Consider the following 24,094-nt stretch of genomic DNA (forward strand, 5'->3'; position numbering starts at 1 on the left):
AGTGTCAGGAGCAACCAGTCTTGCGATGAACCCTTTCAAGAAGGTCCGATTAGGCCATGTCAGCATGAGGTGCTTGTGTTATTGAAACCGGTACCCCACCCTGAGCTTGTCGAAAGATGAGCGCAGACGGCACCGCATCCGGGAGAGGGAGTTGACTATGCGCTTGCGGCAGATCCTCGCAATCCTGACGATGGTAATGATGTCGGCAACGTCGGCCAACGCGGCGGAACCGATCCTCATCCGCTTCTCGCATGTGGTCGCGGAGGACACGCCGAAGGGCGTCGGCGCGCGGATGTTCAAGGATTTGGCGGAGAAGAAATTCCCGGGGCGGGTGACCGTAGAGGTCTACCCCGCCAGTCAAAGGTTCGACGACGACCAGGTCCTGGACGCGCTACTGTTGGGCGACGTGGAGATGGCGGCGCCGTCTCTTGCCAAGTTCAACCGGTGGGCAAAGCCGCTACAGGTGTTCGATTTGCCGTTCCTGTTCCGCGATGTCGACCATCTGCACCGCTTTCAGGAGGGTGTCGTCGGCACGCAATTGCTGCAGACGATGCTGCCCATGGGCCTGCAGGGCATCGCCTACTGGGACGGCGGTTTTCGCGTCCTTTCGGCAAACGTCCCGCTCAGCACGCCGGCCGACGCTGAAGCGCTTGTGTTCCGCATCGAACCGTCGGACGTATTCCAGGAGCAGTACTCGAGGATCAACGCGGTCGGCATTCCAATGGCCTTCGGTCGGGTCGCCGATGCGGTTCGGCAGGGCGTCGTCAACGCGCAGGAGAACTCCTGGTCGAATATCTACGCCGAAGGCATCCACAAGCTGCACAGCAACTACACGGAGCTCAACCACAGCTACCTCGGCTACATGGTGGTCACCAGCAGTGATTTCTGGCAAGGCCTGCCCGAAGATATTCGCACCGGACTGGAGGAGGTGCTGCTGCAGGTGCGGGCCGAGGTCAACCGGCTGGCGGCCGAACGCGCCGAGGAGCGACGGGACCGCGTCGTCGCTGAAGGCGGGGTTGCGATAATGAGGCCGGACGCCAAGAAGCTGCAGGCTTGGAAGGACGCCTGGTTGCCGGTGTGGGAGAATTTCGAGACCGAGATCGGCCCGGAAGTCATCGAGGCTGCAATCGCCGCCGGCAGCGAGCAATAGGGGATCGCCCGGGGCGGCGGAGATGTCGTTGATGCGCCCCCCTTCAGCAATGTGAGACAGGGTTCATGTACAAGCGAATTCTATTTCCGGTTGATATTTCCGAGGAGTCGTCATGGCGGACGGCGGCGCCCGTGGTTGTCGGGCTCTGCCAGGCCTTCGGTGCTGAGTTGCATCTGTTGACCATCATCCCCGACCTGCCGGTCGGCGCCTATCGCCTCCACCTTCCGGAAGATACCGAGGACCTGCTCGCCCACGCCGCGGCTGCGGGTCTCGATGAATTTGCCGCCACGCACATCCCTGGCGACATTGTCCTCAGCAAGCACTTTGCGCGCGGGCCGGTCTACCAGGCGGTGCTGCAGACGGCCGGGACGATCGATGCCGACCTCATCGCCATGGCTTCTCATCGACCGGAGATGGCCGACTACCTCATCGGCCCGAACGCCGCTCGCGTCGTCCGCCACGCCCAGCGCTCCGTCCTGGTCATCCGGTAGATGACGGTCAGCGCGCAACCGCTGAAATTGGCTCCGCATCCCACCGGGAATCAGGGGCGCGGTGCTTTGCGGTGCAGCCACCAGTGCGAGCGGTTGAGGGAATAGATGGGCCGATAGTGCGGGACTTGGTCGGCCTCCATGACGTTTTCGAAGCTGCTGTCGAGCACCAGCACCTTTGCGTCGTAGAAGGCGACCAGGATGGCGTGGTCGTCGCCGTTCTTGCGGTCGTTGACGGCGACGAAGCGCAACGCGTCGTCCGGCCAGCCGAGGGCATGCAAGGACAGATACTTGGCGATTACGAAGTCCTCGCAGTCGCCCGCGGCCCGTCCGAGAAATTCCGCGGGCGACGCCCAGTGATCCTGGACCCCCCAGTTGCGGCGATCGCTTTCATAGCGGATGGCGTTGACGAAGCGATTGACGGCGATAAGTTGGCGCCGCGGGTCGTGGTCGGCGATTCTTTCCAGAAATGCGAGCCACTCCTGATAGCGGCGCGGTTGTGACGCGGCGCTCTCTGCAACGTGGCGGGACAAGGCCGCATGCCACGCGACGAAGCGGGAGGTATCGTCGGAGCGAATTTCCCGGGAGTGCAAAAAGCTGGGCCGCATGGGGGCCGCGGTCGCGGCGTCGGGGCGGATGCTCAACAGGGGAACAGACAGGAGCATGACAGCGCAGAGTGCGCGCGGGAGGAACTGGCGGAGGATCGGCATCCGCATGGCAAATCACCGTCGTCAGCTAAGGCGTGGAAGGGCGAAACGACTGTGACGCGAGCCGTTCTGCGGTTCTGGCGGAGATGACCGCGAGGTTCAGCCCGGCGTCACCAACGGACTATGCCGCGTAATTGTGGCGCAAATGTGGCTAGCTACCCCGTATGGGGTATATGCACCTGCGCACTCCCACCACCAGCACCTCACCCTTGGCCTGTCTGCGGGTTAGGGTGAGCTTGTCGTTCGCAGAGTCGGCGTCACGAGGCGTCGAAGGCTCGATCGCTTTTCAGCGTTCGGTCAAAGGCCGCGGCCTTTGCGGTGCAGCCACCAGGACTTGGTGTTGATGGAATAGACCGGCTGATAATGTGAGACGTCGTCGGCCCGCAGGATCGCGTCGGACTGGTTGTCGAGCACCAGCGCTTGGCCCTCGAGGAAAGCGACGACAATGGCGTGGCCGATGCCTTTCCGCAGATCCTTGACCGCAACGATCCTGAGTTCGTCGTCGCTCCAACCGAGAGTCTTCAGCGAAATGAACTTGGCGATCGCGTAGTCTTCGCAGTCGCCCGCCGATCTGCCGAGAAATTCTGCTGGTGTCGCCCAGTAATCGTTGATCCCCCAGTTGTTGTCGTCGGTGATATAGCGCCGGCGGTTCATGTAGTCATTGATCTCGGACAGCTGCTGCGACTTGCCGACGGAGCGGATGCTCTCGAGGAAGGCATGCCACTGACCGATCCGGTCGGTGTCGTCATGTCCGTTCTCGGCTTCGTAGCGCTGAAGTGCGCCATTCCACTTCTTGAACCGCGAGATGTCGGTGGAGCGGACTTCTCGGCTGTTGAAAAAGCTCGGCTGCGCCGTGTCCGCGGCGCCGATCGACGGCAATGCCAGCGGAGCGAGGACGGCGGCGGCGACGATGACGGTGCGGAGGAGGCGGCGGGAAGAGGACACGATCTGCGAAAGGAGGGACATTGCTCTTTATCCGGGTAGTAACATCTCATCAACTCGTCTTGTGGTAGCAATACTACCGTCGATCGATGTCTGTCAATATATACAGCTTTAGGTAGAAAATGGCCGGCTTGGAAATGAATCGTGGTGGCGCCTTCACGGCGCACGTGGATCGCACCATCGCTGCGATCACAGTGGCGCTCGGCATCGCCATCGTGTTGGCGGCAGTGTCCGGATTGGCGCGGCTGGGTGAATTGGGGCCGGGCGGAATCAATGCTCCGTCGCTAGACCACGACCTAAAGGTCGTCAGGCTGATCGCGACCTAAAGGTCGTCAGGCTGATCGCGACCTAAAGGTCGTCAGGCTGATCGCGACCTAAAGGTCGTCAGGCTGATCACGACCTCACGGTCGTCAGGCTGATCGCGACCTAAAGGTCGTCAGGCTGATCACGACCTCACGGTCGTCCGCTCGATCACGACCTGACGGTCGCGACACTAAGGCTCGGAAGCGGGCTAGGCTGGAGCCGAACGGGCATGCCTCAGCAAGCCCTAGCCACCGTCATCGGGCGATAGGGAAGAAGACGCGACAAACCCCGTCAGATTGCGGGAGATGGCGCCGGATTCCGCTATCAGATCCGGCTGAACGGCTTACCTCCCGTGGGGCGCAGCGCGAGAGTACGGACGAAGCGCTCGGGAGACTCGGCCCTCAGCAACGCCACGGCGCACTCCAGCTCAGGATCCTGGTCATCGGGCTTGGCCGTGCGGTCTGGCGGGCACGTCGTGACGTCGATCCTGGTCGTCGCCCGATAGCCGACTTCCCCGACCGCGGGCAGTGCATGCGGAAGATCGAATTCCCGTGACGTCGACGGCGGAATCGACCCGCCCTTGAGTTCGATGTCGGGCAGTACGCCGCGCGCCTGGATGGCCTGACCGGACGGCGCATAATAAAGCGCCGTCGTCAGCTTCAGCGCGCCTTCCACCGGCAGCCGCATGACCGTCTGCACGCTGCCCTTGCCGAACGACTGCGTGCCCATGATCACCGCCCGCCCGTGATCCTGCAAGGCGCTGGCGACGATCTCCGACGCCGACGCCGACCCGCCGTTGATGAGCACCACCATCGGCAGGCCATTCGCCAGGTCGCCGGCGCTGGCGTGGAACTCTCGTATCCGCCGGTTCTCGCGGCCCCGCATGGTGACGATGACGCCGTCGTCGAGAAAGGCGTCGGCCACGTGCAGCGACTGGTCGAACAACCCGCCCGGGTTGTTGCGGAGGTCCAGCACAACCCCGCGCGGCGCCGTGGCTTGCTGGCGGCGAATGTCGTCGAATGCGTCGGCAAGAGCGTCGCTGGTCTTCTCGTTGAAGTTGGCCACCCGGACGTAGATAACGTCGTCCTCGATCCTCCAGCGCACCGGACGCACGGCGATGACGGCGCGGGTGATCACCACATCGAATGCCGTCCCGCCCTCGCGCCGGACCGCCAGCCGGATGCGGGTGCCCGGTTCGCCGCGCATCGCCCTCACCGCCTCCACCAGCTTCATGTCGGCGACCGGCTTGCCGTCGACGTGTGTGATGAGATCGCCGGGCTTGAGGCCGGCGCGTTCCGCCGGGGTGTCTTCAATGGGCGAGATGATCCTGATGGCGTCCGCCTCACGGGTGACTTGAATCCCCAACCCGCCGAACTCGCCGGTGGTCGCCAACTCCGCCTCCCTGAGCTCTTGAGGATCGAGGTAGATGGAGTGCGGATCGAGGGAGGCGGTCATCGCGTCGAGGGCGGTGTCGACCAGCACCACGGCCGTCAACGGCTGCTCCCCCTTCCTCTCGGCGGAGCGCATGCCTTCGATCGCGGCGTCGATCAACTGCGCGTCGGTCACCGGAGCAACGTAGGACGCCCGGATGCGGCGGTAGGCGTCGCGGAAGTGCTTGAGCTGCCGGCTGTTGCCGGGCTCCACGCCGAACCCTGCATAGGCTTGGTCGAACCGCGCCAGCGCCTGCACGCCGTCCTCGGATAGCGGATAACGCTCGCCGATCACCGTGATGTCGGCCTCATCGGCGGTCTCGACGCAGCCGTTAAGGAGCGGCCACGACACCATCACTACCAACAGCGCGGCGAGCAGCGCCGCGGCGGTTTCGGAAGCGGAGCGGTCCCTCACGTTCATGAGCATGCCATCCGTATCAAGGTCCGTCCCTGCATCGACCGGTGCACCAGCGAAATCGGGCGCCCATCCGCGCCCTTGTCTATAGTACCGCGAAATAGGCGAAAACACGATTCCGTAGATGCCGTGCCGGACGCCGCTCCGATGCCGGATGGTCCGCGCGCCATCATGCCGCCTGCACGTCGACGTCCGCTTGCAGGTCGCGGATGGAGCGCATCACGCGCTTGCGAAGCTTGTTGAGGGCGCGCATCTCGATTTGCCGAACCCGCTCGCGGGAGATCCCGAGCGCTCCACCGACCTCCGCCAGTTTCTGCGGTTCCTCTATGAGGTGACGTTGCACGACGATGTGGCGCTCTCGCTCGTTCAGGCAAGCGAGTGCTTCGCGGACCAGCGACTTGCGCTTGTCCAGCTCGTCGGAGCGGATCATCGAGGCTTCCTGATCCAGCGCCGGATCGGCGAGAATGTTCTGCCACGACGGCCCGGGGCCATCGCCGGTCCGCAGCGGCGTATCGAGCGACAGTTCCTTGCGGCCGAACCACTGGTCGATGCGGATCACATCGGCCTCGCTCACGCCAAGCTCATCCGCAATCGCCGTGATGCCCGACGGCGTGAGCTCGCACCCCTCGTGGGCGCCGTGCTTTCTCTTGAGCCGCTGCAGATTGAAGAACAGCCTTTTGTGGCTTTCGGTGGTCACGCCGCGCACCATGGAGGATGCGTTGATCACGAACTCGGTAATTCCGGCGCGGATCCACCACGTGGCGTAGGTCGAGAGGCGAAAGCCGCGCGAGGGATCGAAACGGTTGATCGCCTGGATCAATCCGACATTGCCCTCCGACACCAGATCCGCGAGCGGCAGGCCCGAGCGCAGGTATTGGCGCGCGACGCGATGAACCAGCCCCTGAAAGCTCCTGACCAGCTGGTCGAGCGCCTTTTCGTCCTTCTGAGCATGCCAGCGCGCGATGAGATGGGCTTCGGTCTGGGCATTCAGATGAGGAACACCGTCGCTGCGCAGCGCTTCCTCCGCCGCCTTCGCCCGTCGTGCCGGGCTGGTGGTGCGACGGGCGGCGATTGCAAAATTCGAGGAGCGCGCTGAGCTGTTCATGCCATGACTCCAATGTGGTTCATAAAGATCGTCGTCGGCGACGGGGCCAGCGCTTGACCGGGCCGACCGTCCACCGGGAATATGAACATAATAGGAGCTTAGGCGGCGGACAGCAAGCCTAAAATCGCACATATAGGAAAATAAGCCTATAAGCCCAGGATGAGCGCCGCGCGGACGGCAGTTCAACCTTTTTTTAACAGTAGTTGCGGCATCTTCAGGCCGAAGCGGACGTGCATGGCTCCGCGGGCTCCGCGGCCACGCACGACCTCATCTTGACCTTGAAATCTTGAAGGCGGTGATACGGTGAAGCAGGAATACCTGGAGTTGACACGATCCATCGAGCGTCTGCACCGGCGCTTCCTCGATGTTCTCCGCTCGGAGCTCAATCGCCTGGGCAAACGCGATATCAACGGCGTTCAGAGCCTGCTCCTCGCCAACATCGGCGACGAGGAGATCGCCATCCGCGACCTCGTCGAGCGGGGTTACTATCAGGGCTCGAACGTCTCCTACAACGTCAAGAAATTGGCGGAGATGGGGTACATCACCCAGCGCCGCTCCGATCACGACCGGCGCTCCGTCACCATCGCGCTGACCGACAAGGCCAAGGACCTGGTCCAGAACATCCGTGAACTGGAAGAGCGGATCGCCGAAGGCCTGGAAGGCGAAAACCTGGGAAGCGACGACATCCTCTCCGTCTGCCGGACGTTGCGCGGGGTGGAACGCACCTGGGCCGACCACATCCGCTTCGGTCTGCGCTAAAGCCCAAGCATCTCACCCTGAGCTGTCGAAGGGTGAGCCGCTCGTTCGCGCAGCGGACGCCTCAGGAGGTCAGCGGGGCGCACCGGTCAAAAGCGGGAGCGCGCACGCGTCCATGACGCCGGCGCCGAGCGCGACGTGGAAGCGCTCGTCGGCGGCCAGCGCCAATGCTGCCGTCTGCTCCTCCGCGTCATCGCCACGGCCGGCGCCGATCAGCAAGCCTCCCGCCAGCCCTGCGGCGCGTCCGGCCTGCAGGTCCCGCGCCCGGTCGCCGACGATCCACGATGCCCGCAGATCGAGCCCAAGGCGCCGCGCCGCTGTCAGCAGCATTCCGGGGTTGGGCTTCCGCGCCGGATGGTCGGGGTGCCCGTAGGGCGGCCGTGCCGCCGGATGAAACGGACAGACGAACACCGCATCCACCCGGGCGCCCATGGCGCCGAGGCGTCGCATGATTTCGTCCTGTACGGCGACGAAGTCGTCCCAGCCGAACAGGCCGCGGCCGAGGCCGGATTGGTTGGTGACGATGACTGCGGGAACCCGTTGCTGGTTGGCGCGGACGATTGTCTCGGCCGCTCCGGCGATCAACCGGATATCCGCTTCCCGATGCAGGTGCCCGACGTCCTCGACGATCACCCCGTCCCGGTCGAGAAACAAAGCCGGGCGTCGTTCCCCCGCCGTTAGCGGCACGAACACCTGTGACCAGACGCCGTCCTCATTGGCGCCGCCGGAGCCGGGGTCAGACATGGGCGTACCGGTCGGCGATGTGCAATCCGATGATGCCGATGACGATCACGGCAATGAACGCCAGCTTCGCAGGCGACACCGGCTCCCGGAACCAGGCCATGCCGATCAACGAAATGACGGCGATACCGACGCCGGACCAGACGGCGTAGGCGACGCTGATGGGGATGGACTTCACGGCAAAGGTCAGGAACACGAAGCTGACGGCGTAGGCCGGAAGGATCACCAGCGACGGCAGCACTTGGGCAAAGCCGTTCGACAGCTTCAAGGCCACGGTTCCGCAAATCTCGAACCCGATCGCCAGCGCCAGATACGCCCACGCCATCGCCTGTCCTCCTCTGTCACCGAGCGCGATCGCCGGATGCGCCAACGGCTCCGCCTCGCGTTACATCCGTCAAACCCACACGACGGTCACGTCTAAATGAGTTTTCCGCGCACCTGTGCCCATTTTCCGGCACCGTGCTGCGGAGAGCAGCGATCCGCGTCCGATTCTTGCTTTCACCGCTTGTCACACAAATGTAAAATAATTGTCATATGCCAATTGTCCGCGATGCCGAGCATCCGGGAAATGGTCGCTTATCAGATGTGCGGGCAATCACCGCGACGCATGTCACGGAGCAAATATCGCGGCGCAATGAACCACGGAAACGACCAAAGGGCGGGTAGCGATGGACGGGAACGGGATCGGGCGGCTTCGGGGGATTTGGTTTTGGGGCGCTGTGGCGGTGTCTTTGGGCCTCGTCGCCGCTACTATGGCAACCATATTATACCAGCCCGGCGGTGCCATCGGGTTCCTGCTTGACAGGTTTAATCTTGCTCACGAAAACAACTTAGGGGCGTGGTGGTCCGGTATGTTGCTGGCGCTCGCCGGGATCCACGCGTTGGACGGATACGCTGCGCACCGGCATCAGGACGCTCGAGTGGCGCGCGGATGGTTGGTGCTGGCGCTCGTGCTGTTCATCCTGTCCATGGACGAGGTCGCGTCGGTGCATGAGCGTGTCAGCTTCATCGGCAAGGCGATCGGCGTCAATCCGGCGGTGACCATCGCGCCGTTCGGTTTTGTGTTGATGGTGATGGCTGGGTACGCCCTGTTGCTGCTGTGGTCGGACGCGCGCCATCGCGGCCATGTGGTCCGCATCGTCATCGCCTTTCTGATCCTGGGATCCGTCGCCGGGCAAGAGTTTCTGGAGCTCACGCTGACCTGGGGCGGCAAGGCCGTTCAGGCCATGCGAACGGGTTTCGAGGAAGCCACGGAGTTGCTGGGGATACTCATCCTGCTGCACGCGACCATGGGCCACACTGCCGGATTGGCGAAGACTCCGGCGGCAGGACCACGCCCGGCGTTCGACGCCCTGCTGCAATACAAGACGCCGCTGGCGACCGCGGCGCTGATCATGGCGCCGGCCTTCGCGCTGGTCTCCGCCGAACTCAACGACTTCCGTGGACGCCCGGCGCCGTGGCTCGCGGCGGTCGCCTTTCTGGCCGCAGCGTTGATCGTTCTGCGGCCGCTGTTCACCGGCGACGGACGCGTGCGCTGGACCGCTTGGATGCTTGCCGGGTTGTGTTGCCTGGCGTCGGCCGCGGTGGTTACCTTCGGAGATCTCGGCGCGCATTGGAGGAGCATGCCCCTCGCGCTCAGCGTCAGCGCGATCTCGGCCGGCATCGGCGCCGTGTGGCTCGTCGGCGCCGGCGGCGGCACTCGGATCCTGTCGGCGTGCGTTGTTCTCGGCGTCATCGCCGTCGCGTCCGCAGTGACGCCGAACCACCCGGCGGTGTTGCACCTGCTCGCGCAGTCAGCCGGGATCGTGGTGCTGCTCGTCCACGCGCGCGCCGCCACGGAACCGCAGGACCGGTCCATGATGATGAGGAGTGCGGCACACATCTGACGGCTCTTCAAATCGCGACTCACGCCGTGTGCTGCCTCGCCTACGCCGTCGCGACCTCGCCATGCAGCGCTGCTCGCGTCGCATCGTCGACGGTCTCCAGCCACACGAACCGCACCTGGTCTCGGGCGCTGGCCGGCACGTCCTCCAGATCCTTGCGGTTGCGCGCCGGCAGCATCACGGTGCGGATGCCGGCGCGGGCGGCGGCCACCACCTTCTCCTTGACGCCGCCGATCGGCAGAACCAGGCCGCGGAGGCTGATCTCGCCGGTCATCGCCAGATCCTCGCGCACCGGCAGGTCCGACAACAACGACACCAGCGCCGTGAACATGGCGACGCCGGCGCTGGGCCCATCCTTCGGGATGGCGCCGGCGGGAACATGGATGTGGATGTCGAGCTTGTCGAACGCCACGTCCTTCAGGCCGAGCCGCTCGGCCCGCGCCTTGACCAGGCTGAGAGCGGCCTGAGCGCTCTCCTTCATCACGTCGCCCAACTGCCCGGTCAGGATCAGCTTGCCGCTGCCCGGCACCCGCGCCGCTTCGACGAACAGGATGTCGCCGCCGCTGGGCGTCCATGCGAGACCGGTCGCGACGCCGGCGACGCTGGTGCGCATCGCCACCTCGTTCTCGAACTTGAGCGCGCCGAGAATGGCGTGCAGATCGCTGGCGTCGATGCGGACATGCTCCGCCGCGCCCTCCGCCACCTGCATCGCGACACGACGGAATACAGCGCCGATCTGTCGCTCCAGGTTGCGGCAGCCGGCTTCGCGGGTGTAGCCGCGGATGATGGCGCGTAGCGCCGCCTCGGTGATCTCGCACTGCTCGTCCGAGAGGCCGTTGGCCTCGAGCTGGCGGCGCACCAGGTAGCGCGTCGCGATCTCCAGCTTCTCGTCTTCGGTGTAGCCGGCCAGATCGATCACCTCCATGCGGTCGCGGAGCGGCCCCGGGATGCCGTCGAGCACATTTGCGGTGCCGATGAAGAAGACGCGGCTGAGATCGAAGGGCACGCCGAGGTAGTTGTCGCGGAAGGTGCTGTTCTGCTCCGGATCCAGCACTTCCAGGAGCGCCGAGGAGGGGTCGCCATGGAAGCCGCTGGTGCCGAGCTTGTCCATCTCGTCCAGCATGAAGACACAGTCCCGCGAGCCCGCTTTGCGGATCGACTGAATGATGGTGCCGGGAAGCGCGCCGATGTAGGTGCGGCGGTGGCCGCGGATCTCCGCCTCGTCATGCACCCCGCCGAGACTGGCCCGCACGAACTGGCGGTCCATGGCGCGGGCGATGCTCTGGCCGAGCGAGGTCTTGCCCACGCCGGGCGGGCCGACGAAGCAGAGGATCGGGCTCTTGCCCTCCGGCGCCAGCTTGCGCACCGCCAAGAACTCCAGAATGCGCCGCTTGACCTTCTCGAGACCGTAGTGGTCCGCGTCCAGGATCTCGCGCGCCCGGGCGATGTCGATGGCCGCCGCGTCGGCCACCGCCCACGGCAGCTCGATCAGCGTGTCGAGGTAGGTGCGGACCATGGAGTACTCGGCCGCCGCCTCCGGCATCCGCTCAAGCCGCTTCAGCTCTTTCAGCGCCTGCTTCTCCGCCTCCTCCGGCATGTCCGCCTTGGAGATGGCGTCGGTCAGCTCGGCGATCTCCCGCGCCTTGTCGTCCTCCTCGCCGAGTTCCTTCCGGATCTGGCGCATCTGCTCGCGGAGGATGAACTCGCGCTGGCGCTCGTCCATGGACTCTTTGGTCTGCTCGCCGATCTCCCGCGAGATGCGCAAAACGGCGATGCGATGGTTGAGGAGGGTCAGCACCCGATCGAGGCGCGCATCCACGTCCTCGATCTCCAGCACCTCTTGCTTCTCCTGAATCTTCAGATCCATCAGGGCGGCGACGGCATCGGCAAGGACGGAGCCGGAGGTGATGCTCTGGATCGCGGCGACGATCTCCTGCGGGATCTGAGGCAGAAGGTGGAAGGCGGCAGTGGCGCGCTCGCGAAGCAGCTGCGCCTTGGCTTCCGTTTCGGCGGACTCCGGCGCGTCGGCGGCCGCAATGCGGTCCACCCGCGCAGCCATGAACGGATAGCCGGAAACAAAATCGATGATACGGAAACGCTCGATTCCTTGGCAAACGATATGGTGCGAGCCGTCGGGCGCGGTCACGTAGCGCACGACGTTGGCCAAGGTGCCGACCTTGTACATATCGTCGGGTCCGGGCGCGTCGATCGCGGCATCGCGCTGCAATACGATGCCGAGCGGCCGCTCCCGCTTCGCCGCCTCCTGTGCGGCCGTCACCGATCCATCCCGCCCCACAGCGAGCGGCACCACCATGGTCGGGAACAGCACCATGTTGCGCACCGGCAGAATGATCATGACGTCGTCCGGCAGCGTCTGGTCCGGCTGCGACTCGCGGGCCCTCTCGGGCAACGCGCCGGCCGCCTCGGCGTCCACGCCGATCTCGGCGCGCAAGGCTTCGGTTGCGTCTCTGTCGCCCATCGCCATCATTCGATCATCGGTCCTTTGCCTGGTGCGGCAGTGCATTCAAACAAGGCACGATTGCCGCACGTAACCTCTTGAGTCTCGTGCACACCATGGCCCATCAGACTGAAACTACCTATGCGTCTGTGCACTAGGCCAGCTTCCCCAACGTGAGAAGGAGGCAGCCGTTGATCAACTCCCGTCGTCTCAGCTCCAGCCGACCCCACATCAATTCGATGCGCCGCTCGAACCGGCCATGGGGGATCTCGAGGCGATGGATGGCGCTGGTCCGATAAGCCGCCGGCACCGGTCGCACCCCGGTGACGATCAGCCACGCGCCGTCGATCACCACCTGCACGCGCCCGGGCTCCACCCCCGGCAACGCCACAAGGATGGCGATCTCGTCGTGTGCCTCCACCACGTCCACCGGCGGCTCCCACGTGGGACCTGCGGCGCCGCCGACACCCAATTGGAAAAACTGCCGCTGCAGCCGCTCGGCACGCCCTAACATCTCGCAGGCTTCCGCCCACATCCAGTCTTCGGTCTTCCTCGGCGGCATGACGGCCCGGCCTTTTTTTAGGAATGTGTGTTTGCGATAGATGTGGACGCTGACCGGTTGGACGCAATAGCTAGTGGACGCGCCGCGGCCGCGATTGATCAAGACCTTCCGCCGCCCCGCCGCCTTCCGCTGGAGAGAGTCCGCTGCCATGGACCTGCGCCCGATCCTCGCCGTCGTCGGACTGTTTCTGACGGTCTTCGGCCTCGGCATGTTGGCGCCTGCGGTCGTCGACTACGCCACCCACGACTTCGACTGGCAGGTTTTCGCGGTGGCCGCCGCAGTGACCGTGTTCATTGGCGTCGGCCTGGTGTTCGCTTACCGGCCGAAGCGCAACACGAGGCTCACGCTGCGGCAGACGTTCGTGCTCACCTCTCTCAGCTGGGTCACGATCGCCACCTTCGGTGCTCTGCCATTCGCGTTCTCCAACCTCCCCATGTCCTTCACCGACGCCTTCTTCGAATCCATGTCCGGGCTGACGACGACCGGTTCGACCGTGCTCTCCGGCCTCGACACGACGCCGGTGGGCATCCTGTTGTGGCGCGCCATGCTGCAATGGGCCGGCGGCATCGGGATAGTGGTCACGGCGGTCGCCGTGCTGCCCTACCTCCGCGTCGGCGGCATGCAGCTGTTCCGGACCGAATCTTCCGACCGTTCGGAGAAGGTGGTGCCGAAGCTGTCGCAGATGACCGGCGAGATCCTCGCCGTCTATGTGACGCTAACCGGCCTCTGCGCAGGATTGCTGTGGCTTGCCGGCATGACCCCGTTCGAGGCCACGGCGCATGCCATGACGACCGTTTCGACCGGCGGATATTCAACGGCCGACGCCTCGGTCGGGTATTTCAACAGCGCTCTCGTCGAAGCCGTCATCATCGTGTTCATGCTGGCGGGCGGCGTGACCTTCACCTTGTATCTGCAGAGCCTGCACGACAACCCCTCGGTGCTGTGGCGGAACAGCCAGGTGCGCTGGTTCCTCGGCCTGGTTGCCATCGCAGCCGGCGTCATCGCCGGCTGGCAGTTCCTGATTAACGATGTTGCCCTGGCGACCGCGATCCGCTCGTCGCTGTTCAATGTCGTCTCGATCGTCACCACCACCGGCTTCGCCTCCGCCGACTACAGCCAGTGGGGCACATTCCCGGTGGTGCTGCTCCATTTCCTGACGTTCGTCGGAAGCTGCACCGGGTCGACCAGCGGCGGCCTGAAGATCTTTCGTTTCCAGGTGTTGAGCGCTCTCACCGTCGCGCTCATCCGGCGCACCCTGCATCCCCACGGCATGTTCCAACCCACCTACGAAGGGCGCGTCATCTCGGAAGCGGTGGGTCTTTCGGTGATGGGCTTCTTTTTCCTGTTCGGTACCAGTTTTGCGGTGCTCGCGCTGTTGCTGTCGCTCTGCGGCCTGGATCTGGTCACCAGCGTCTCGGGCGCCGCGACCGCCATCGCCAACGTCGGGCCGGGATTGGGAGATGTGATCGGCCCTGCCGGCAACTTCGCAAGCCTCCCCGACCCGGCAAAACTGCTCCTCGCGGCCGGCATGCTGCTCGGGCGGCTTGAGCTTCTGACGGTGCTCATCCTGTTCAGCCCCGACTTTTGGCGGGCGTAACACGGCTGCGGCCTTGAAGTCGGGGTGGGGCGTCCTTACCCTGCCAGGATCGCGGCTCGCGAAGGACCGGATCATGACCGTACGCTTCCAAGGCACCGACACTTACGTCGCCACCGAGGACCTGAACGTGGCGGTCAACGCCGCCGTCGCCCTCGAACGGCCGCTGCTGATCAAGGGTGAGCCGGGCACCGGCAAGACCATCCTTGCCCACGAGATCGCCCGCGCCCTCGGCGTTCCGCTGCTGCAATGGCACATCAAGTCCACCACCAAGGCGCAGCAGGGCCTTTATGAGTACGACGCGGTGGCGCGGCTGCGGGATTCCCAACTCGGCGACGCGCGCGTGCACGACATCGCCAACTACATTGTCCGCGGCAAGCTCTGGGAGGCGTTCGATGCGGACGAGCGGCCGGTGCTGCTGATCGACGAGATCGACAAGGCCGACATTGAGTTCCCCAACGACCTCCTGCTCGAACTCGACCGCATGGAGTTCCACGTCTACGAGACCAGGCAGACCATCGCCGCCCGCCACCGCCCGATCGTCGTCATCACGTCCAACAACGAGAAGGAGCTGCCGGACGCGTTCCTGCGCCGCTGTTTCTTTCACTACATCCGCTTCCCCGACCACGACACCATGCTGGAGATCGTCGAGGTCCACTATCCCGGCATCCAGAAGCGCCTGGTCCGCGAGGCGCTCAACACCTTCTTTCAGATCCGCGACGTACCGGGCCTGAAGAAAAAGCCGTCCACATCGGAGCTGCTCGACTGGATCAAGCTGCTCCTGGTCGAGGACATTCCGCCGGAAGCGCTCCGCAGCAAGGACGCGAAGCAGGTGATCCCGCCCCTCTACGGCGCGCTTCTCAAGAACGAGCAGGACGTCCACCTGTTCGAACGCCTCGCCTTCCTCGCGCGGCGGGAGGGGCATTGAGGCGAGCGCTACCCCATGTTCATTGATTTTTTCCTCGAACTGAAGAACGCCAAGCTGCCGGTCAGCCTGCGCGAGTACCTGACCCTGATCGAGGCGATGGATGCGGGGCTGGCGGACTACAGCGTCGATGAGTTCTATTACCTGTCGCGCGCATGCCTGGTGAAGGACGAGACCAATCTCGACAAGTTCGACCGGGTGTTCGCCAAGGTGTTCAAGGCCCTGGAGCCGCCGGCCGACGGCGAGACCCACGGCATCCCCGAGGAGTGGCTGCGCAAGCTCATCGAACGCACCCTCACCGACGAGGAGATGGCCGAGATCGAGGCGCTCGGCGGCTGGGACAAGCTGATGGAGACCCTGAAGCAGCGCCTCGCCGAGCAGAAGGGCCGCCACCAGGGCGGCTCCAAGTGGATCGGCACCGCCGGCACCTCGCCCTTCGGCGCCTACGGCTACAATCCGGAGGGCGTGCGCATCGGCCAGGACCGGAACCGCAACAACCGCGCCGTCAAGGTGTGGGACCGCCGGGAGTTCAGGAACCTGGATTCATCGGTGGAACTGGGGACCCGCAACATCAAGGTGGCGCTCCGCCGGCTCCGCCGCTTCGCCCGCGAAGGGGCGGCGACCGAGCTTGACTTGCCCGACACCATTCATGCCACGGCTCGCCAGGGCTACCTGGACTTGCGCCTCCGCCCGGAGCGCCACAACGCCGTCAAGGTGCTGCTGTTCTTCGATGTCGGCGGCTCCATGGACCCGTTCGTGCAAGTCTGCGAAGAGATGTTCTCGGCGGCGCGTTCCGAGTTCAAGCACTTGGAGTACTTCTATTTCCACAATTGCCTCTACGAGCGGGTGTGGCGCGACAACCGCCGCCGCCACGCGGAGGGCATCGCCACCTGGGACCTCCTCCACACCTATCCGCACGACTACAAGGTCATCTTCGTCGGCGACGCGTCGATGAGCCCTTACGAGATCATGATGCCCGGCGGATCGGTGGAGCACTGGAACGAAGAGGCCGGGATCACCTGGATGCAGCGGCTGCTTCACGTCTATCCGCGCGCGGTATGGCTCAACCCGACCAATGAGGGCTGGTGGGACATGACCCAGTCGGCGCAGGTGATCCGTCAACTCATGGCCGGCCGCATGTTTCCGCTGACTCTCGACGGCCTCGACCGCGCCATGCGCGAACTGAGCCGGTAGGCGGCCGATGGGCGCGCTCGTCGACTACGAGAGACACGGCCGCATCGGCGTCATCGTCATCGGCAATCCCCCGGTCAACGCCCTCGGCGCCGCGGTGCGGGCGGGTCTTCTGGAGACGCTCGATCATGGCTCGGCCGATGCGTCCACGAACTTCCTGGTGCTCGTCGGCGCAGGTCGCACCTTCCCAGCCGGCGCAGATATCCGTGAGTTCGGCAAGCCGCCGCAACCGCCGCTTCTGCCGGACGTCATCAACCGGTTCGAAGCCAGCGCCAAGCCTGTCGTCGCCGCCATCCACGGTACGGCGTTGGGCGGCGGGCTGGAACTGGCCCTCGGCTGCCATTTTCGCGTGGCGCTTAAGGCCGCGAAGCTGGGCCTGCCGGAGGTCAAGCTCGGTCTGATGCCGGGCGCCGGCGGGACGCAGCGGCTGCCGCGCCTGATCGGCGCCGAGCGCGCCCTCGACATGATCCTCTCCGGCGATCCGGTCACTGCGGCCGAGGCGCATGCGTGGGGCTTGGTCGACGACGTCGACGAAGGCGACTCGGCGCTCGAAGCCGGCATCCGCTTGGCCGAGCGGTTTCAGGATGAGACCCGGCTGTTCCGTTGGCTCTGCGAGAGATGCGGCGGGACCGCCGCCATTGATCCGACCATGTTCGCCGACCGCCGCAAGGAGCTCGCCAAGCGCGCCCGCCATCTCCTGTCGCCGCACCTGATCGTCGACGCGGTCGAGGCCGCGATGACCGTGCCATTGGAAGAGGGGCTCGAGCGCGAGCGGGCGCTGTTTCTGCAGTGCCTGGACTCGCCGCAGCGCGCCGGTCTGGTGCATGCCTTCTTTGCCGAGCGGGAGGTCGCGAAGGTGCCGGGGCTACCGCCGGATACGCCGACCCGCCCGATCGACCGGGCAGCGGTGGTCGGCGCCGGAACCATGGGCGGCGGCATCGCCATGTGCTTCGCCAACGTCGGCATCCCGGTGCGCCTGCTCGACGCCGACCGCGACGCCCTCGACCGCGGCCTCGCGATCATCCGCCGCAATTACGAGAGCTCGGCTCGGCGCGGAAGGCTCTCCGCGGACGAGGTGAAGCGCCGCATCGACCTGATCGCGCCGACGCTCGAGTATGACGATGTCGCCGACGCCGACCTGGTGGTCGAGGCGGTGTACGAGAGCATGGACCTGAAAACGCAGGTGTTCGCCAGGCTCGACGCGGTCTGCAAGCCGGGCGCCATCCTCGCCACCAACACCTCGACCCTCGACATCAACGCCATCGCCGCCGCGGCCGGCCGGCCCGGGGACGTGGTCGGCATGCACTTCTTCAGTCCTGCCAACGTCATGCGCCTCCTGGAGAACGTGCGCGCCGACAGGACGGCCGACGACGTTGTTGCGACCGTGATGGCTCTGGCCCGGCGCCTCGGCAAGGTCGGGGTGTTGGTCGGCGTCTGCTACGGCTTCGTCGGCAATCGCATGCTCCACCAGCGCACCCGCGAGTCTTCGGCTCTGGTGGAGGAGGGCGCGAGCCCCGAGCAGGTCGACCGGGTCTTGACCGATTTCGGCTTTCCCATGGGCCCGTTCGCCATGACCGATCTCGCGGGCGTCGATGTCGGTTGGCGCATCCGCGAGGAACGGCGCAAGTCCGGTGATCCGGATGCGCCGCCGTTGTCGTGGCTCGACCGGCTGGCCGAGCAGGGCCGCTTCGGCCAGAAGACCGGCGCCGGGATCTACCGCTACGAGCCCGGCAGCCGCACGCCGCTTCCAGATCCCGAGGTCGACGCTCTCCTCGCGCAGTACCGGCGGGAGCGAGGCACGGAACCGCGTCCGGTGCCGGACCAGGAGATCCTGGAGCGTTGCCTTTACGTCATGGTCAACGAAGGGGCGCGCATCCTTGAGGAGGGCATCGCCGCCCGGTCGCTGGACATCGACGTGATCTGGATCCACGGCTATGGCTTTCCGGCGTTTCGCGGCGGGCCGATGTTCTGGGCCGAGCAGGTCGGCCTCAAGTCCATTCACGACGCCGTCGCCGACTACCACAGGCGCCTCGGCGGCGCCCACTGGCAACCGGCGCCACTGCTCGCCCGCCTCGCCCGCACCGGCGGCTCTTTCCGGGACCCGTGATCCCGGTCAGCCGGCGTCGCGGATCATGTCGCGGGCGATGACCAGTTGCTGGATCTGGCTGGTGCCTTCGAAGATGCGGAACAGCCGCACGTCGCGATAGAAGCGCTCCACGTCGGAGTCCCGCATGTACCCCGCGCCGCCGTGGATCTGCACCGCCCGGTCGGCGACCCGGCCGACCATCTCGGAGCAGAACAACTTGCAGCACGCGGCGTCGGTGCCGACGTTGGCTCCGGCGTCGCGCCGCCGCGCCGTCTCCTCGACCATGCAGCGGCCGGCGTAGGCCTCGGCGCGGCTGTCCGCGAGCATCGCCTGGATGAGCTGGAAACCGGCGATCGCCTGGCCGAACTGGCGGCGTTCCAGAGCGTAGCGGAGTGCGTCGTGGATCAGCCGCTCGGCGGCGCCGACGCAGACGGCGGCGATGTGGGTGCGGGCGCGGTCAAGCACCTTCATCGCCGTGCGGAACCCCTGTCCCTCCCGGCCGCCGATCAGATTGGCGGCGGGCACGGCGCACTTCTCGAACACGACATCGGCCGTGTGCGCGCCCTGCTGCCCCATCTTGCGGTCGCGCCGGCCGACCCAGAGCCCCGGCGCTTCTGCCTCGACCAGAAACGCCGAAACTCCGCGGGCGTCGCGGCTATCGGGGTCGGTGCGGGCGAAGACGGTGAACAGCCCGGCCTCCGGCGCGTTGGTGATGTAGCGCTTGGCGCCGTTGATGACGTAACGGTCGCCTTCGCGCCGGGCGCTGGTGCGGATCGCTCCGGCGTCCGAGCCGGCGTCGGCCTCGGTAAGGGCGAAGGCGCTGATGATCTCGCCCGAAGCGAGGCGGGGCAGCCAAGTCCGCTTCTGGTCGTCCGTGCCGTCGATGACGATGCCCTGGGAGCCGATGCCGTTGTTGGTGCCGATGACGGAGCGGAAAGCCGGCGACGCCCAGCCGAGGGCGAACGCCACCTGCACCTCCTCGCTCATGGTGAGGCCGAGGCCGCCATACGTCTCGGGAATGGAGAGCCCGAACAGGCCGAGCGCCCGCATCTCTGCAATGACCGCCGCCGGGATCTCGTCGGCGTCCGCAACGGCGCGCTCTAGCGGCACCAGGCGCTCGCGGACGAAGCGCGTCACGGTGTCGATGAGCTGGCGCAGCGTAACGGGATCGAGGGCCATGGCGTTATTGCGCCCGTCGCCACTGTTCGACCCGGAGGGTGGTCGGGTACTGGTGGCCCGTGGGGGTAACGCCGGCGAGCCACACGGGCAGGATATAAGGTTCGGCGCGGAAGTAGAGGGGCAGCGCCGGCAGTTCTTCGGCGTAGAGATGCTGCATGCGGCGCCACAGCGCCTTGCGGGCATCGCGGTCGAGTTCGACCTCGATGGCGTCGATCAGCGCATCCATCTCGGCGTTGCGGAAGCCGGTGTAATTCTGGCCGGCCCAGGCGTTGGCTGCGGTGGGGATCTGCTCCGAATGCAGCGTGGTGCGCGGCACGCTCTCCGGGGCGCTGATCCAGGCGAACATGGCCATCGCCGAAAAGCGCCGTTGGCTGACGGTCTGGCCGAAGAACACCCGCGCCGGCTCGTTGCGGATGCGCACGTCGATCCCGATGGTGCGCCACTGGCTCTGCAGCACCTGCTGCACCAACTCCCGCGAACGATTACCGGCGGTTGTCATGATCTCCAGCGCGAGCGGCGCGCCGGCGGCGTTGTGGCGGATGCCGCCTTGCATCGTTCCCCAACCCGCGTCATCGAGCAGCCGCGCCGCCGTCTCCGGCGCGTAAGGATACTGCGGGACGTCGTCGGCGTGGACCCAGTCCAGCGGGTTGACGCTGGTGTGGGCGACCGGCTGGCGGCCGGCGAACAGCTGCGCGCTGATCGCGTCGCGGTCGATGGCGTGGAGCAGCGCCCGGCGCACGCGGCGATCGGCCAGCACCGGGCTGTCAAGATTCAGGTCGACGTGCTCGTAGACGAGCCCCGGCTTGTAGAGGAAGCGAAACCGTTCGTGGTGGCGCTTTTCGAGAGCCACCGCCTGGTCGAGGGTGAGGCCGAGTTCGCCGGCGATCATGTCGATCGCCCCGGACAGCAGATTGGCCTCAAGCGCCGCCGTGTTCTCGATGACGCGGACAACGATGCGTTCGAACGCCGGCGGCTCGCCCCACCAGTGCGGATTTGCGGCGAGGAGGACGTGGGAGCCGGAAACCACCTCGGCGATCCGGTAGGGGCCCAGCCACAGGCCCGGATTGATGGTGTCGGTTTCGTAAGCGGTCCTGAACCGGTAGCTCTCCGGCTGCGCGAACGCCGGTGCATCGATGTGGGCCGGCAACAGGTGGAAGTCGCTGATGGCGTTGTAGTCGAAGGTCAGCTTGTCGAAGTGGAGGGTGAAGGACTTGTCGTCGTGCACGTCGATGGCATAAAGGCGGCGATAGAACTCCTTGGGGATCACGCCGCTCTTCTCGTGTTTGCCGACCGTCCATGAGTACAGAACGTCGGCGGTGGTCAGGGGCGTGCCGTCGCCCCATGCCGCCTCGGGCAGCAGCTTGTAGGTGACGGCGATGCCCGGCTTGCCGTCGGGCGTCGTCTCCGGAACCGCCAGGCCGTTGTCGATGGTCGGAAGCTCGGTGCAAAGCACGCACACCAGGGTCCAGTCGGCGTCGTACGCGGTGATCGGCCGCTGGCTCATGCCGAGCACATAGCTCTTGGCCATCATGGAATCGATGTTGGGGTGAAGGGTCGACGGGAACTGGGTGATGCCGATGACGAGTTCATCCTTCGTCGCATGCGCTGTTGTCGGCAACACCGCGACCAGCGCCGCGACGAGCAGGCCGACGAGCCGGCACCGCACACCCACGCCCACGCTCGCACTCAGACCCGCTCGAGCACCGCGGCCACGCCCTGGCCGACGCCGATGCAGAGCGTGACGAGCGCGTAGCGTCCCCCGCAGCGCTCCAGTTGACGCATCGCCGTCAGCGCCAGCCTGGCGCCGGAGGCGCCCAACGGATGCCCGATCGCGATAGCCCCGCCGTTGGGGTTGAGGCGGCTGTCGTCTCCAGCAAGCTGCATCTGCTTGGCGCAGCCCAGTACTTGCACCGCGAACGCCTCGTTGATCTCGATGACGTCCATGTCGTCGAGCGTCAGGCCGGCGCGCTGCAAGGCCTTTCGCGACGCCGGCACCGGGCCCAGCCCCATTATGCGCGGCGGCACCCCGGCGACCGCCCCGGCGAGGATGCGCGCTCGCGGCTGGATGCCGGCCCGTTCGCCGGCGGCGCGGCTGCCGACCAGGAGGGCGACGGCGCCGTCGTTGATCCCCGACGCGTTGCCGGCGGTCACCACGCCGCCCTCGAACAGGGGCCTGAGGGCTGCCAGCCGCGCACCCGTCGTGTCGGGGCGCGGGTGTTCGTCCTCGCGCACCTGCACCGCCGGCGCTTTGCCCCTGCCGGGAACGGGGACCGGGATCAGTTCGTCGCCATAGAACCCTTGCGCCTTCGCCGCCTGATACTTGTGCTGCGACGCTTCCGCGAAGCGATCGGCGTCCTCGCGGCGAAGCTCCAGGTCGTGGGCGACGTTGTCGGCGGTCTCCGGCATGGTGTCGCCGCCGACGCGCGCGAGCACGCGCGGATTGGGAAAGCGGGCGCCGATGGTGCTGTCGTAGATCTCCGCCTTGCGGCTGAACGGCCGGTCGGCCTTGGCGAGCACGAACGGCGCCCGCGACATGCTCTCGACGCCGCCCGCGACCATCATGTCGCTCTCTTCGCAGGTAACGGCGCGGGCGGCATCGAGCAGCGCCGCCAGGCCGCTGCCGCACAGCCTGTTCACGGTCTGGCCCGCGGTTTCCACCGCCAGGCCGGCGAGGAGACCGGCATGGCGGGCGACGTTGCGTGCGTCCTCGCCGGCCTGACAGGCGCACCCGACAATGACGTCCTCGATGTGGCCAGGATCCAGCGGGCTGCGGCCCATCAGGGCTTCGATGCAGGCTGCCATGAGGTCGTCCGGGCGAACCGCCGCCAGCATTCCGGCATGACCACCGAACGGCGTCCGCACCCCATCGTAGATGTACGCATCGAGCATCGCCCGATCCTCCGTTTACGGCCTCCTGACCGCGCACTGCGGTTTCAAGGATAACCGAAGTGGCCGGCGCTGATGTCGAAGTCTTGGCTAGAACGCCTTGTCGACAGCTACGCCGACCTCCTCGTAGAAGCGCGCGGCCCCGGGATGAAGCGGAATGACGATTCCGTCGAGCGCCGTTTCGAGGCCGATGTGCTGGGCGTTCGGGTGGCCGCGCTCGAACAGCTTTTGCGTGTTCGGGTGATACATGGCGCGGAGGATGCCATACACCAGATCGGCATCGGCCGCCTCGGACACAACCAGTTGGGCGCCGACGCTCAATGTCTCGGTATCCGATGCGCCCTTGTAGGTGGAGGCCGGAATAGTCGTGCGCACGAAGAAGGGCTGGGCATTGACGATCTTGTCGGCCGCCTCGCTGGAGATCGGCACCAGCACGATGTCGACCTCGTCCGCCGTATGGGCGATGGCGCTGAGCGGGTAGCCGCCGACCATGAAATAGGCGTCGAGTTCGCCTTCGATGAGCATGTCGCCAGCGGTGCCAAGCCTGGCGTAGAACGGCTGGACGTTCTTTTCGGTCAGCCCGTACGCCTTCAGCACCGCTTGCGCGCCGACGCGTGTGCCGGACGATTTTTCGCCCACCGACACGCGTTTGCCTTTGAGGTCACGGACCGACTGGATCCCGAGGCCGGCGCGGGCGACGAGGTGGATCGCTTCGGGGTACAGGTTGGCGACGGCCCGCAAATTGTCGAGCGGCGCCCCATCGCTGAAAACGCCTTTGCCGTGGTGCGCGTTATAAGCCACATCCGCCTGGGTCAACGCCATTTCCAGTTCCCCCGAAGCGACCGCACGGACGTTTTCGACCGAACCCTGGGTCGCGACGGCGGCCGCGATCAGGCCCGGGACGCCGCAACTGCCGCCGAGGTCACAATCCATGGATCCGGGCGGATTGCTGATCGCGTTGGCGATCAGCCCGCCGACCGGAAAGTACGTCCCCCCTGTGCTCCCGGTGCCGATGCGGAGAAACTTGATCTCCTGCGCCCCCGTGGAGGACACGGCCACGAAAAGGTTGGAGGCCCCGGCCACGAAAAGGATCGCGGCGGCGAGGATCAGCCGCCAAGTCACCAAGCCCCGGGAAAGACCGTCGCTGCGCACTCGCGTTTATCCGCAATAATTTCTCAAGAAGGTGACACAGCGTCGGAACCGATGCAACGGCGGCCAAGGCTGAACCTCATTGCAATTCGATCTTTTCAAGCTATTTCCAGAGAGCGGGATCCTTGCCGACGCTCAAAAAAT

Annotated in this window: 21 protein-coding genes; 9 read left to right on the forward strand and 12 right to left on the reverse strand. The window is 65.9% G+C overall.

What is annotated here, in order from left to right; genetic code table 11:
* Positions 1-157 precede the first annotated feature (157 nt).
* Together IPM60_10460 and IPM60_10465 are read left to right on the forward strand one after the other, a co-directional pair.
* Complete coding sequence (locus IPM60_10460; GenBank protein MBK8908304.1) at positions 158-1,150, forward strand: DctP family TRAP transporter solute-binding subunit; 993 nt, start codon at positions 158-160, stop codon at positions 1,148-1,150.
* A 65-nt stretch (positions 1,151-1,215) separates the two neighbouring features.
* Positions 1,216-1,641 carry a universal stress protein gene (locus tag IPM60_10465; GenBank protein MBK8908305.1) on the forward strand — a complete coding sequence of 142 codons (426 nt, stop codon included), beginning with the start codon at positions 1,216-1,218 and terminating at the stop codon, positions 1,639-1,641.
* A gap of 50 nt (positions 1,642-1,691) precedes the next feature.
* On the opposite strand, the gene IPM60_10470 is transcribed toward IPM60_10465, so the two are convergent.
* On the reverse strand, positions 1,692-2,354 hold the full coding sequence (locus tag IPM60_10470) for a transglutaminase-like cysteine peptidase (protein MBK8908306.1): 663 nt from the start codon (positions 2,352-2,354) through the stop codon (positions 1,692-1,694).
* 288 nt (positions 2,355-2,642) lie between these two features.
* Positions 2,643-3,311, reverse strand: coding sequence for a transglutaminase-like cysteine peptidase (locus IPM60_10475; GenBank protein ID MBK8908307.1), 669 nt, complete (start codon positions 3,309-3,311; stop codon positions 2,643-2,645).
* 107 nt (positions 3,312-3,418) lie between these two features.
* Here IPM60_10475 and IPM60_10480 point away from each other — a divergent pair, with 107 nt between their 5' ends.
* Positions 3,419-3,613 (forward strand): hypothetical protein, encoded by a 195-nt coding sequence (locus IPM60_10480; protein ID MBK8908308.1) that lies wholly within the window; start codon positions 3,419-3,421, stop codon positions 3,611-3,613.
* Positions 3,614-3,914: 301 nt separating this feature from the next.
* Here the strand turns inward: IPM60_10480 and IPM60_10485 are convergent, their stop codons facing one another.
* Together IPM60_10485 and IPM60_10490 are read right to left on the reverse strand one after the other, a co-directional pair.
* Positions 3,915-5,441 carry a S41 family peptidase gene (locus IPM60_10485; protein MBK8908309.1) on the reverse strand — a complete coding sequence of 509 codons (1,527 nt, stop codon included), beginning with the start codon at positions 5,439-5,441 and terminating at the stop codon, positions 3,915-3,917.
* Between the two features lie 163 nt (positions 5,442-5,604).
* A complete protein-coding gene (locus tag IPM60_10490; GenBank protein MBK8908310.1) occupies positions 5,605-6,540 on the reverse strand; it encodes an RNA polymerase factor sigma-32 in 936 nt (311 codons plus the stop codon).
* A gap of 303 nt (positions 6,541-6,843) precedes the next feature.
* Between IPM60_10490 and IPM60_10495 the strand changes: the two genes are divergently transcribed.
* On the forward strand, positions 6,844-7,299 hold the full coding sequence (locus tag IPM60_10495) for a MarR family transcriptional regulator (protein ID MBK8908311.1): 456 nt from the start codon (positions 6,844-6,846) through the stop codon (positions 7,297-7,299).
* A 69-nt stretch (positions 7,300-7,368) separates the two neighbouring features.
* Here IPM60_10495 and IPM60_10500 read toward each other — a convergent pair whose 3' ends face one another.
* Both IPM60_10500 and IPM60_10505 read right to left on the reverse strand, forming a co-directional pair.
* A complete protein-coding gene (locus IPM60_10500; GenBank protein MBK8908312.1) occupies positions 7,369-8,040 on the reverse strand; it encodes an HAD-IIIA family hydrolase in 672 nt (223 codons plus the stop codon).
* Positions 8,033-8,362, reverse strand: a complete 330-nt coding sequence (locus tag IPM60_10505; GenBank protein MBK8908313.1) for a multidrug efflux SMR transporter — start codon at positions 8,360-8,362, stop codon at positions 8,033-8,035. Before IPM60_10505 ends, IPM60_10500 begins: the two co-directional genes overlap by 8 nt.
* A gap of 526 nt (positions 8,363-8,888) precedes the next feature.
* On the opposite strand from IPM60_10505, the gene IPM60_10510 reads away from it, so the two are divergent.
* Entirely contained in the window at positions 8,889-9,923 is a 1,035-nt protein-coding gene (locus IPM60_10510) for a hypothetical protein (GenBank protein MBK8908314.1), read from the forward strand.
* A 40-nt stretch (positions 9,924-9,963) separates the two neighbouring features.
* On the opposite strand, the gene lon is transcribed toward IPM60_10510, so the two are convergent.
* Together lon and IPM60_10520 are read right to left on the reverse strand one after the other, a co-directional pair.
* On the reverse strand, positions 9,964-12,399 hold the full coding sequence (lon, locus tag IPM60_10515) for an endopeptidase La (GenBank protein MBK8908315.1): 2,436 nt from the start codon (positions 12,397-12,399) through the stop codon (positions 9,964-9,966).
* Between the two features lie 133 nt (positions 12,400-12,532).
* Positions 12,533-12,940 carry an Hsp20/alpha crystallin family protein gene (locus IPM60_10520; GenBank protein ID MBK8908316.1) on the reverse strand — a complete coding sequence of 136 codons (408 nt, stop codon included), beginning with the start codon at positions 12,938-12,940 and terminating at the stop codon, positions 12,533-12,535.
* A gap of 148 nt (positions 12,941-13,088) precedes the next feature.
* Here IPM60_10520 and IPM60_10525 point away from each other — a divergent pair, with 148 nt between their 5' ends.
* The 4 genes from IPM60_10525 to IPM60_10540 all read left to right on the forward strand — a co-directional run bounded on the left by IPM60_10525 (position 13,089) and on the right by IPM60_10540 (position 18,757).
* Positions 13,089-14,537 (forward strand): TrkH family potassium uptake protein, encoded by a 1,449-nt coding sequence (locus IPM60_10525; GenBank protein MBK8908317.1) that lies wholly within the window; start codon positions 13,089-13,091, stop codon positions 14,535-14,537.
* Positions 14,538-14,610: 73 nt separating this feature from the next.
* Entirely contained in the window at positions 14,611-15,462 is an 852-nt protein-coding gene (locus IPM60_10530; protein MBK8908318.1) for a MoxR family ATPase, read from the forward strand.
* Positions 15,463-15,477: 15 nt separating this feature from the next.
* Positions 15,478-16,653: a VWA domain-containing protein gene (locus tag IPM60_10535; protein ID MBK8908319.1), complete on the forward strand. Its 1,176-nt coding sequence runs from the start codon at positions 15,478-15,480 to the stop codon at positions 16,651-16,653.
* 7 nt (positions 16,654-16,660) lie between these two features.
* Positions 16,661-18,757, forward strand: coding sequence for an enoyl-CoA hydratase/isomerase family protein (locus IPM60_10540; GenBank protein ID MBK8908320.1), 2,097 nt, complete (start codon positions 16,661-16,663; stop codon positions 18,755-18,757).
* 6 nt (positions 18,758-18,763) lie between these two features.
* Here the strand turns inward: IPM60_10540 and IPM60_10545 are convergent, their stop codons facing one another.
* From IPM60_10545 to IPM60_10560, 4 genes are all read right to left on the reverse strand, one after another.
* Positions 18,764-19,915: an acyl-CoA dehydrogenase family protein gene (locus IPM60_10545; GenBank protein ID MBK8908321.1), complete on the reverse strand. Its 1,152-nt coding sequence runs from the start codon at positions 19,913-19,915 to the stop codon at positions 18,764-18,766.
* A gap of 4 nt (positions 19,916-19,919) precedes the next feature.
* On the reverse strand, positions 19,920-21,587 hold the full coding sequence (locus tag IPM60_10550; GenBank protein ID MBK8908322.1) for a peptide ABC transporter substrate-binding protein: 1,668 nt from the start codon (positions 21,585-21,587) through the stop codon (positions 19,920-19,922).
* A 14-nt stretch (positions 21,588-21,601) separates the two neighbouring features.
* Positions 21,602-22,804: a 3-oxoadipyl-CoA thiolase gene (locus tag IPM60_10555; GenBank protein ID MBK8908323.1), complete on the reverse strand. Its 1,203-nt coding sequence runs from the start codon at positions 22,802-22,804 to the stop codon at positions 21,602-21,604.
* 87 nt (positions 22,805-22,891) lie between these two features.
* Positions 22,892-23,953, reverse strand: coding sequence for a TAXI family TRAP transporter solute-binding subunit (locus IPM60_10560; GenBank protein ID MBK8908324.1), 1,062 nt, complete (start codon positions 23,951-23,953; stop codon positions 22,892-22,894).
* Positions 23,954-24,094: the final 141 nt, after the last annotated feature.

Source organism: Rhodospirillales bacterium, assembly GCA_016710335.1.
In the GTDB taxonomy this organism is placed as follows: domain Bacteria; phylum Pseudomonadota; class Alphaproteobacteria; order Rhodospirillales; family Defluviicoccaceae; genus JADJXQ01.